The organism is uncultured Sphingomonas sp. (assembly GCF_913774285.1).
In the GTDB taxonomy this organism is placed as follows: domain Bacteria; phylum Pseudomonadota; class Alphaproteobacteria; order Sphingomonadales; family Sphingomonadaceae; genus Sphingomonas.
On record NZ_CAJYHX010000038.1, the window covers coordinates 1 to 10,408 of the forward strand.

Annotated in this window: 9 protein-coding genes; 3 read left to right on the forward strand and 6 right to left on the reverse strand. The window is 67.2% G+C overall.

Annotated elements, in window-relative coordinates; translation table 11 throughout:
• From QZ670_RS20015 to QZ670_RS20030, 4 genes are all read right to left on the reverse strand, one after another.
• A partial coding sequence (locus tag QZ670_RS20015; protein ID WP_294259054.1) for a TorF family putative porin occupies positions 1–685 on the reverse strand: 685 nt, incomplete at its 3' end.
• Positions 686–881: 196 nt separating this feature from the next.
• Complete coding sequence (locus tag QZ670_RS20020) at positions 882–2,180, reverse strand: mechanosensitive ion channel domain-containing protein (protein ID WP_294259057.1); 1,299 nt, start codon at positions 2,178–2,180, stop codon at positions 882–884.
• Entirely contained in the window at positions 2,177–3,373 is a 1,197-nt protein-coding gene (metC, locus tag QZ670_RS20025; protein WP_294259060.1) for a cystathionine beta-lyase, read from the reverse strand. Before metC ends, QZ670_RS20020 begins: the two co-directional genes overlap by 4 nt.
• Entirely contained in the window at positions 3,370–4,200 is an 831-nt protein-coding gene (locus tag QZ670_RS20030; protein WP_294259063.1) for a sulfurtransferase, read from the reverse strand. The genes metC and QZ670_RS20030 overlap by 4 nt, the downstream gene beginning before the upstream one ends.
• Positions 4,201–4,254: 54 nt before the next feature.
• Between QZ670_RS20030 and queF the strand changes: the two genes are divergently transcribed.
• The 3 genes from queF to QZ670_RS20045 all read left to right on the forward strand — a co-directional run bounded on the left by queF (position 4,255) and on the right by QZ670_RS20045 (position 8,451).
• Positions 4,255–4,701: a preQ(1) synthase gene (gene queF, locus QZ670_RS20035; protein ID WP_121072553.1), complete on the forward strand. Its 447-nt coding sequence runs from the start codon at positions 4,255–4,257 to the stop codon at positions 4,699–4,701.
• A 141-nt stretch (positions 4,702–4,842) separates the two neighbouring features.
• Entirely contained in the window at positions 4,843–7,113 is a 2,271-nt protein-coding gene (locus QZ670_RS20040; RefSeq protein ID WP_294259067.1) for a glycosyltransferase, read from the forward strand.
• A gap of 51 nt (positions 7,114–7,164) precedes the next feature.
• The gene (locus tag QZ670_RS20045; RefSeq protein WP_294259070.1) at positions 7,165–8,451 is read left to right on the forward strand and encodes a glycoside hydrolase family 130 protein; all 1,287 of its coding nucleotides are present in this window, start codon (positions 7,165–7,167) and stop codon (positions 8,449–8,451) included.
• Between the two features lie 42 nt (positions 8,452–8,493).
• On the opposite strand, the gene QZ670_RS20050 is transcribed toward QZ670_RS20045, so the two are convergent.
• Entirely contained in the window at positions 8,494–9,591 is a 1,098-nt protein-coding gene (locus QZ670_RS20050) for an ATP phosphoribosyltransferase regulatory subunit (protein ID WP_294259073.1), read from the reverse strand.
• 20 nt (positions 9,592–9,611) lie between these two features.
• Positions 9,612–10,408, reverse strand: a 797-nt coding sequence (locus QZ670_RS20055) for an ACT domain-containing protein (protein WP_294259076.1), incomplete at its 5' end; no start/stop codon positions are given.

The window sequence follows — 10,408 nt, forward strand, 5'->3', positions numbered from 1 at the left end:
ACGCCGCGACATCGGCGCCCAGCGACCAGTCCCAATAGCTGCCGGTCGGCGACAGGCTGGTGCCGTTGGGGCCCAGGCCCGGATTGCCCTTGGAATAGCCGATATGCGCCTTGGCGGTGATCGGCGTACCCGGAATGCCCGCCGCGCCGTCGCCGGTCAGATAGACGTTATCCCAACGCTGGCCCCGGCTGTACGAGGTGTTGGAGAAGTTGCCGAGCGAGGTCTGCTTGGGCGCATAATAGGCCCCCGCGGTCAGCGTCGCGGGACCGGCGGTGCCCGACAGGCGACCGAAGAACTCGACGACATCGGTCTCGGACGCACCGCCCGGATAGGTGTACCAGGTCACGCCCGCATCGACGGTCGCGGTGCCGTATGTGTGCTTGTACCCGGCAATGCCGTCCAGCTCCATATTGGCGCCGCCGAACGTGCCCCAGCCCGCCAGGTTCGACGCGAAGGTGCCGATATAGAAGCCGCTTTCATGCGCGACGGTCAGTGCCGCCTGGACGGCGGCGTTCTTGTTGGTCTGCGACACGCCGCGAAGGCGATAGTCGGTCAGGATCGCGGCGCTGCCGCTGACCGTGATCGGCGAGGGCGGCGCGGTGTCCGCACCGGCGCTATCCTGCGCAAAGGCGGGCGTCGCGGCGACCAGCGAGAGGCCGCCAAGGAGGATCGTGGAGAAGCGCATCGTTTCCCTTTCAAACGGAAATTCGATGTTCTCACCTGCAACCTCGCATCGGTGCGGCCTCTATGTGTCGGGTCAAACCCGGCGGACCGTCTGCCTTGGCGAGTGGTGAAAGATTGGCAGGCCGTGGTGCGCTGCACAAGTATAATCGAACACCGAATGATGCTCGGATGACGCGATGTTGCGCGAATAACACAGATCAGGCGTCGAGATTTTCGTGCCGAACCCCCGTCGGCAGCGATCGGATATGGATGTCACGCTGGGGATAGGGCAGGCCGATGCCATGCTCTTTAAAGAGGAACCACAAGCGGTTGAGCACGTCGGAACGGACGTTGCCGACGCCGCTTTCCGGGTCGCTGATCCACGCCAGGATTTCATGCTGGAGCGCATAATCGCCAAAGCTCATCAGCCAGACGGTCGGCTTGGGGCTTTTCAGGACGCGCGGTGATTCGCGCGCGGCGCGAAGCATCAATTCCTGCGCCAGCTTCAGGTCGTTGTTATAAGCGATCGACACGGGAATGCGGACGCGGACATTGCGGTCGGAATAGGACCAGTTCTCCACCTCCTGCGTCATCAGATTCTCGTTGGGGATCAGATGCTCCTTGCCGTCGCGGGTGATGATCGAGACGGCGCGCACGCCGATCTTGTTCACCCAGCCGATCTCGTTCTGGAGCGCGATGACGTCGCCCGGCTTGATCGAACGATCCATCAGCAGGATGATCCCGGCGATCAGATTGCCGACTGTCTTCTGCATGCCGAAACCAATGGCGAGACCGAACGCGCCCGAGAACACCGCGAAGGTGGTGAGGTCGATGCCGAGCAGATCGATGCCGACGAAGAAGGCGGCGGTGACGATCGCGATGCTCGCCAGCTTCTGCCCGAGCAGTTGCTGGGTGGGATCCAGCCCCTTGGCCCGCCCGATCCACTGGGCGAGCAGCCGGTTGGCGATCCGCACCAGCGCATAGATGATCGTGACGGTCACGAGGAAGGTGAGCAGCGACAGGAGCGACAGCCGCCGCGAGCCGATGTCGAAGCCGATCCGGGCCAGCAGCGCCTCGATCACCCCCAGCCCGCCCATCGTCTTGCTGAGCAGCGAGGTGAAGGCGATCGCCCCCATCGGCCAGGTGGCGAGCCGCGGCAGGCCGAGCCCGCGCAGCACTTCCACCACCGCCAGTGCCATCGCCAGCCCCAACGCGATACCGAGCAGCAGCGTCGCCGGCGGGTGCCAGGCATAGCCGCCCGCCACCGGCGAGAGCAGCAGCGCGACGGTCAGATAGCGGGTGATCCGGCACAGCCGCGCCTGGATGCCGTTGATATGCTCGCCGGCGATGCGGTGCCACAAACCGGCGATCTGCGCGCCGATCCGGCGGCCGATCAGCACGCCGATCGCCGCAGCCAGCACGGCGAGGCCCAGCGCTACCGCCAGTTCGCCCAGTTCGGCCGGCGACGGGAACCGCATCCCCATGCCGGCGAACCGGTCGAGCAGGTCGCGGATCATCCGCGCGCGGCGGCGAAGCGGGCGAGCCCGGCCTCGAGATCGGCGATCAGATCGTCGGTGTCTTCCAGACCGACATAGAGCCGGATCATCGGCCCCGCGGCTTCCCAGCGCGACGCCGTGCGGATGCGCTGCGGATCGGCGGGGATGGCGAGGCTCTCATAGCCGCCCCAGCTGAAGCCGATGCCGAAGTGGCGGAGCCCGTCGATCAGTGCGGTGCGCGCGGCATCGTCGCCGCCGTTCAGCACGAAGGAGAAGAGGCCGGCGCTTCCGCGGAAGTCGCGCAGGAACACGTCGTGCCCCGGGCAATCGGGCAGCGCCGGGTGGAGCACCCGAGCCACCTCCGGCCGGGTCTTGAGCCACTGCGCAACCTTGAGCCCGCTCGCGCCTGACTGGCGGAGGCGTACTTCCATCGTCCGCAGCCCGCGCGACCCGAGATAGGCATCGTCCGGGCTGGCGCAGAGGCCGAGCTGATAGGTGGTCGCGCGCAGTTTCTCATAGTGACCGGGCGCGGCGGTGACCGAGCCGAGCATCACATCCGAATGGCCCACGACATATTTGGAGCAGGACAGGATCGTATAGTCGATGCCCTTCTCGATCGCCGGGAAGTAGAGCGGCCCGGCCCAGGTATTGTCGAGCAGCGTCACGATTCCGCGCGCCTTGGCGACCGCGACGATTGCGGGCACGTCCTGCACCTCGAAGGTGAGGCTGCCGGGGCTTTCGAGCAGGATCGCCTTGGTCCGCTCGGTGCACAGCGCGGCGATGCCGTCGCCGATCAGCGGGTCATAATAGGTGGCAGTGATGCCCAGCCGCTTGAGCATGCCGTTGCCGAACGCGCGCGTCGGTTCGTAGCTGCTGTCGGGCAGCAGCACCTCGTCGCCGGGCGAGAGCACCGCGAGCAGCGCGGTGGTGATTGCCGACACACCCGAGGGATAGAGCAAGGTCGCCTGCGCGCCGGGCTCCAGCTCGGTCAGCGCGTCCGCAAGCGACCACTGGGTCGGCGTGCCGCGGCGGCCATAATAGAGCTTGTGGTGCGTGTCGGCACTGCCGCGTTCGCGCATCTCGGCGATATTGTCGTAGAGGATCGTCGAGGCGCGCCACACCGGCGGGTTGACGATGCCTTGCGTCCATTCGGGGCGGCGGCCGGCATGGACGACCTTGGTCGCATCCTTGTCCTGCTTATCCTCGCCGCTCATGCGCCGACCACCTTGGCGGTGTCGGGCTGCGCGCCCCATTCGGTCCAGCTGCCGTCGTACAGCGCGATCTCGTGGCCGAGCAGGTGCGCGGCGAAGACGATCACCGAGGCAGTGATGCCCGAGCCACAGGTAGCGACCAGCGGCTGGGTCAGATCGAGGCCGGCGGCATCGAACACCGCCTGGATGCCCTCGGGTGCCTTCCAGTGCCCGTCGCTCTCGAAGAAGCGGCCATAGGGGATGTTCTTGGCCCCCGGCATGTGCCCGGCGGCGCATTCGGGGCGCGGATCGGGCTCCTCGCCGGTAAAGCGGGCAGCCGAGCGCGCATCGACGATCTGCTCGCTCGTCCTGCGCATGTCGTCGAGCGTCCGCAGCTGCTCGGCGGGTTCGCCGGCGGTGAAGCTGGACGGCGTGGCGGCATGCGGCCCGGTTTCCACCGGCCGCCCCTCGGCGCGCCAATGGCCGATATTGCCGTCGAGGATCTCGGCATGCACGCCGAACATCCGCAGCACCCACCAGGCGCGGCACGCCGTGTGGTGCGGGCTGTTGTCGTAGAGGACGATGCGGGTGGTGCCCATCACGCCGAGCCGCGCCATGCGCTCCTCGAATATGCTGCGCTTGGGCAGCATCGAGGGCAGCGGGTTCTCGGCGTCGACCAGCGTGTCGAGATCGAGCAGCCGCGCGCCGGGGATATGCCCCGCCTCGAACTCCGCGCGCGGATCCTGCCGGGCCGCACCCGGGATGGTGGAGGTATAGGTCGCGTCGAGGACCAGCAGGTCGGGGGCGCCGAGCAGGCCGGCCAGCGCTTCGGTGGTGATCAATCCGTCCATGCGGGTAGGTCCTAGCCCTATGGAAACCGCACGGCAAACGCCTACATGGCGGCCATGGACGCCAAGCATCTCGGTAAGCAATCCGCCCTGCCCGCTAGCCCGGAGGAAGCGGAACTCGATTACGTTCCCAATCCGCGCGCGGGCACGCGCTATCTGGTGCGCTTCGCCGCGCCCGAATTCACCTCGCTCTGCCCGATCACCGGCGCGCCCGATTTCGCGCACCTGGTGATCGACTATGTGCCGGGCGAGAAGATCGTCGAATCCAAGTCGCTCAAGCTGTTCCTCGGCAGCTTCCGCAACCACGGCGCCTTCCACGAGGATTGCACCGTCGGCATCGGCGAGCGGCTGTTCCGCGAGATGCAGCCGCTCTGGCTGCGAATCGGTGGCTATTGGTACCCCCGTGGTGGTATTCCGATCGATGTGTTCTGGCAGTCGGGCAAGCCGCCCGAGGATGTTTGGATCCCCGATCAGGGGGTTCCCGGATATCGCGGCCGCGGCTGAACGGCAGATTTACAGCACGTTTCGTCAGGTATAGAGTTGTGCGTTGCAGCGAAACTGCAACTTATTCGAAAAACGGGAGTTTAGCAGGACATAAGGCCCAGATTTGGGCCGAGTCCATCATGCAGTAGCGAAAGGTCCGCCATGGCACGGTCTCCTATGGGTCCCAGGATCCGGCATCTTGCCCTGATCGGCAACTTCCTGCCGCGCAAGTGCGGCATCGCCACCTTTACTACCGACACCTACACGGCACTGGCCGAGCGGTATCCGGACATCCAGGTCGACGTCTATGCGATGGACGACCTGCCCGGGCATTACGCCTACCCGCCGCAGGTGACGGGTTCGATCGCCCAGAACGATCGCAGCGCCTATCTGGAAACCGCCCGCAAGATCGAGGCGAGCGGCGCCGAGGCGCTGTGGATCCAGCATGAATATGGCATTTTCGGCGGCGCGGCGGGCGAGCTGCTGCTCGCGCTGACCGACCGCGTCTCGGTACCGGTGATCGTAACACTCCACACCGTGCTCGAGCGCCCTAGCGCCGACGAGCGCCGGGTGCTGGAAGCACTGATCCGTCGCGCCTCGACGCTGATCGTCATGGCCGAGAAGGGCCGCGAGATCCTCAAGCGCGTCCACGGCGTCGAGGACAGCAAGATCGAGGTCATTCCGCACGGCGTGCCCGATCGGGTCTTCGCCGACACGGCCGACTTCAAGCCGAACTTCGGCTGGCAGGGCCGCGACGTCATCCTCACCTTCGGCCTGCTCGCGCCCAGCAAGGGCATCGAGACGATGATCGAGGCGATGCCGGCGGTCGCCGCCGCGCATCCCAGCGCGCTCTACGTGATCCTCGGTGCCACCCACCCGCACCTCGTCGCGCACGAAGGCGAGGCGTATCGCGATCGGCTGAAAGCGCAGATCGCGGCGCTGGGCCTGCAGGACAATGTCGCCTTCGTCGACGGCTTTGTCGAGCAGAGCGAGCTGCTCGACTATCTTCAGGCGGCCGACATCTATGCGACGCCCTATCCGAACCCCGCCCAGATCACCTCGGGCACGCTCTCCTATGCGGTGAGCATGGGCAAGCCGGTGATTTCGACGCCCTATGTCCACGCGACCGAGATCCTCGACCAGGACCACGGCGTGCTGGTCGATTTCGCCGACAGCGCAGCGTTTTCGCGCGAGATCAACCGCCTGCTCGGCGACAGGGACGCCCGGCTGGCGCTGGCCAGGCGCGCCTATGATCGCGGCCGCACCATGCTCTGGGCTCGGCTCGCGGAGCGCGCGATCGATGCGTTCGACGCGATTCTCGACGAGAAGCCGCATCGCATCCGCACCGCGACCAACGAGCTGCCGACGCTCTCCCCGGTGCTGACCGCGGTGGAGCGGATGAGCGACGCCACCGGCATGCTCCAGCACTCGATCTACTCGGTGCCCGATCGCCGCCACGGCTATTGCATTGACGACAATGCCCGCGCGCTGATCCTGATGAGCAAGATCGACGAGGTGGATGAAACGGTGCGGGATCGCTGGACCGCCATCTATGGCGGCTTCGTCCAGCACGCCTGGAATCCCGATAAGCGCAAGTTTCGCAACTTCATGAACTTCGACCGCACCTGGTGCGAGGACGAAGGCTCGGAAGATTCGAACGGCCGCGCGATCTGGGCGCTGGGCGTCACCGCCCGCGATGCCCGCGCCCAGAAGCATCGCGACTGGGCCTCGGTGCTGTTCGACGAGACGGCGTCGATCGCCTTCGACCTTGGCAGCCCGCGCGCGCATGCCTTTGCGATGCTCGGCGCCGCGGCGATGGCGGAGGCGCATCCGGGCCACGCCTTGTCGCGCGAGATCCTCACCCGTTTTGGCGACGAGCTGGTCGCGCTGCTGGAACGCACGCGTCGCCCGGCATGGAGCTGGTTCGAGATCGTGCTGGCATACGACAATGCCCGCCTGCCCGAGGCGCTGCTGCGCGCCGGCAAGGTGCTCGGTCGCCAGGATTTCCTCGACACCGGACTGGAAACGCTCGCCTGGATCGCCGAACGCCAGACCTCGCCGGAAGGCCGCTTCCGCGCCGTCGGCACCGAGAGCTTCGGGCGCGAATATGCCGAGCCGCTGCCCTTCGACCAGCAGCCGCTGGAAGCACAGGCGACGATCGACGCGTGCCTGGCCGCGCACGAAGCGACCGGTGACACGCGGTGGGCGGAGGAGGCGATGCGCGCCTATCGCTGGTATCTCGGTGCCAATGATCTCGACACGCCGCTCGCCAGCGTGGCCGATGGCGGCTGTTTCGACGGGCTGATGCCCACCGGGCTTAACCGTAATCAAGGCGCCGAGTCGATTCTCGCACTCCAACTGGCGAATTGCGCAATCTCGGCTCTTTCAAAGGGCAATAAAAGCGTGGCAGGACCGGAACTCGCCGTCGCCTGAAGCGATACCGGGGGACGGCGCCGTAACGAGCGCGTTCCCCGGGGGTTGCCAATGCCGGAACTGTTTCACCATCCCTTGCGGCTTCGTGCCGATCCGTCGCGCGTCGTCGTACGCCCGTTCCATATTGCCTGGGCGTCCACCAATGGCGGTGCGCCCAGCAGGACCGAGCGGATCGTCAGCGAGGTGCTGGCGCTGTCGCCGGGCCAGGCGCGCGCCGAGCTCGAACTGGTCCTCAAGGACTTCGAGGCGCGCCACTGGCAGACGCGGCGCGTATTCATGACCCGCTATGACGAGATCGAGGCGATGCTCGGTCTCGACGGCGCCGCGATCGGCGACGAGAAGCGCCAGCTGCTCGGCGCCTATTTCTGCCACGAATACAGCTATGCCGCCGCCGCGCTGATGAACCCCAGCGCCGTCCCGCATTACGACCAGACCGGCATGCCGCCGGGCAGCATGCGCATCCTGATGTCGCTGCGCGCGGTGGGCGAAGGCCATATTTCCTCCGTCGCCTTCCGCGAGGGCATCATTACCGACGGCAACGAGCTGGTGCTTGCCCCCGAGCCGCCCTTCGCCACCGCCGCCGACGCGCGCGAGCCCGATGAGCGCCGCATGGAAGGCCCGGTGCGAATCTATCGTCACCGCGATTCGACGCTGTCCGGCACGGTCATCTTTCCGATCACCCGCGCCCAGTCGAACGGGCTGGAGGATCTGCGGATCTGCCACTTCACCCATGACGACGGCACGGTCGAATGGATCGGCACCTACACCGCCTATAACGGCTCGGGCATCCAGTCCGAGCTGCTGCGCACCCATGACTGGCGCGGGCTAGACTTGGTGCCGATGACCGGCAGCGCCGCGCGCAACAAGGGCATGGCGCTGTTCCCGCGCAAGGTGGGCGGCAAATACATGATGCTAGGCCGACAGGACGGCGAAAATATCTTCCTGCATACGTCGGACGATATCACGCACTGGGAAGGCGGCGACCTGATCATCAAGCCGCAATTCCCCTGGGAGCTGGTGCAGATGGGCAATTGCGGCCCGCCGATCGAGACCGACCAAGGATGGCTGGTGCTCACCCACGGCGTCGGCGCGATGCGCAAATATTCGATCGGCGCGGCACTGCTCGACAAGGACGATCCCTCGAAGGTGCTCGCCCGCTCGCGCGCGCCGCTGCTCGCCGCCGCCGACCAAGACCGTGAGGGCTATGTGCCCAACGTCGTCTATACCTGCGGCGCGATCCGCCACGGCGACAGCCTGTTCATCCCCTATGGCGTGGCGGACAGCTCGGTGGCGTTCGCCTTCGCGCCGATCCAGGCGCTGATCGACCAGATGGAGTGAGGCCCCTGCCGTCGCCCCTCATGCGGGGGCGACGGCCATGGCTTAGAGCGCGACCGGCACGCCGCCGCGCAATTCGTGGCTGCACAGCTGGGCCTCGGGCGTATCCTCCGCCTCCAGCGCGGTGACCGTCACCCAGCCCTCGGCACGCAGCGCGGCGCCGATCGCCGCATCGGTGCCGAACGGCAGGAACAGCCGCCGCCGCGCGTCGCCGCCGATACCAGCATCAAGGATCGAATCGGCATAGAGCGAGAAGCCGACCGCCGGTTCCTCGCGACCGCCGTCATGCACCACCGTATAGGTGCCGCCCCGCCCGATCTCGCCGCGCACCCCGCGCGCGAAGATCGAGAAGCCCAGCCAGGTCTGGTATTCGAAACCGTGGCGTTCGGTCGGGTCGAGCGTAAGCGCGACGCCCGCCGGGATACTCGCGGCGATGGTGGCGAGGCCATCGATCCGGCTCGCCAGCGCGGTGCCGGCATCGGTCGCGCGCAGCTTCGCCATCGCGCCGTCGAACGGGCCGGCAGCTTCGATCAGCGGCAGATACTTGGGATCGATCGCGGCCACGCCGCCGGCGTCCTTGGCATCGAGCCGTTCGCGGAGTGCAGTCAGCTTCTCCGGCGGCAGCGTGCCGCTCGCCAGCGTATCGACAAGGTCGGGAAGGGTGAAATCGATGGCGAGGCCCTCGACCCCCGCCGATTGCAGCGCCTCGATCGCAACGCGGACAACTTCCATCGCCGCCGCCACGCTGTCGCGCCCGATCAGCTCGCAGCCGATCTGTCGCATCGCCCGGCGCGGATCGAGCGCGGGCGCCTTGAGCTTGAGCACCTGCCCCGCATAGCAGAGCCGCACCGGGCGCGGATGGTGCCCCATGCGCGTCGCCGCGATGCGGCCGACCTGCGCGGTCAGGTCCGGGCGGATGGCGAGGCTGCGCTGCGACACCGGATCGACGAAGCGCACCGCATTGTGCACCGCGCCTGTCTTGAGCCGCGTCGCCAATTCGTCAGCGAACTCGGCGAGCGGCGGGTCGACCTGTTCATAGCCATAGAGCCGCGCCAGACCCAGCACGCGCGTCTCGAGGCGGGCGGCCGCATCGGCGGCAGGCGGCAATCGATCGTGAAACCCTTCGGGGAGGAGACCAGTCATGGCCGCCTCCCCTAATGGCTTCAGAAGCCGAGCGCCATGGCGGTCTTCACGCCCGGGAGCGCGCGGACCTTGCCGAGCAGCGCGTCGTCCACCGCCTCGTCGACCGAGAGCAGCAGGATCGCCTCGCCGCCGGCCGAGCGGCGGCCGAGGTGGAAGGTGCCGATGTTGACGCCCGCCTCGCCCAGCGTCGTGCCGAGCCGACCGATGAAGCCCGGCGCGTCTTCGTTGACGACATAGAGCATGGGACCGGCGAGATCGGCCTCCACCTTGATGCCGAACAGTTCGACCAGGCGCGGCGCCTGATCGCCGAACAGCGTCCCCGCGACCGACCGTTCGCCATCCGCGGTCTTCACCGACACGCGCAGCAGCGTGTGGTAATCGCCCTCGCGCTCGGTCCGCACCTCGCGCACCTCGACACCGCGGTCGCGGGCGAGCAGCGGCGCGTTGACCATGTTCACCGTGTCGGTCTGGTTGCGCAGGAACCCGGCGAGCACCGCGCTGACGATCGGCTTGGCATTGAGGTCCGCCGCCGCGCCTTCGGTATGCACCGAGATGCGGCTGATCGCACCGGTGGTGAGCTGCCCGACCAGCGAACCCAGCTTCTCCGCAAGCGCCATATAGGGCTTCAGCTTGGGCGCTTCCTCGGCCGACAGGCTCGGCATGTTGAGCGCGTTGGTGACGCCGCCCGACACCAGGAAGTCGGCCATCTGCTCGGCGACCTGGATCGCGACATTGACCTGCGCTTCGGTGGTCGACGCGCCCAGGTGCGGCGTGCTGACGAAATTCGGCGTGCCGAACAGCGGCGACGCCTTGGCCG

What these genes read in the sequence shown, in the direction of transcription:
- QZ670_RS20020 (WP_294259057.1), bottom strand. Translation starts at nt 2,180, where the DNA reads ATGATCCGCGACCTGCTCGACCGGTTCGCCGGCATGGGGATGCGGTTC.
- metC (WP_294259060.1), bottom strand. Translation starts at nt 3,373, where the DNA reads ATGAGCGGCGAGGATAAGCAGGACAAGGATGCGACCAAGGTCGTCCAT.
- QZ670_RS20030 (WP_294259063.1), bottom strand. Translation starts at nt 4,200, where the DNA reads ATGGACGGATTGATCACCACCGAAGCGCTGGCCGGCCTGCTCGGCGCC.
- queF (WP_121072553.1), top strand. Translation starts at nt 4,255, where the DNA reads ATGGACGCCAAGCATCTCGGTAAGCAATCCGCCCTGCCCGCTAGCCCG.
- QZ670_RS20040 (WP_294259067.1), top strand. Translation starts at nt 4,843, where the DNA reads ATGGCACGGTCTCCTATGGGTCCCAGGATCCGGCATCTTGCCCTGATC.
- QZ670_RS20045 (WP_294259070.1), top strand. Translation starts at nt 7,165, where the DNA reads ATGCCGGAACTGTTTCACCATCCCTTGCGGCTTCGTGCCGATCCGTCG.
- QZ670_RS20050 (WP_294259073.1), bottom strand. Translation starts at nt 9,591, where the DNA reads ATGACTGGTCTCCTCCCCGAAGGGTTTCACGATCGATTGCCGCCTGCC.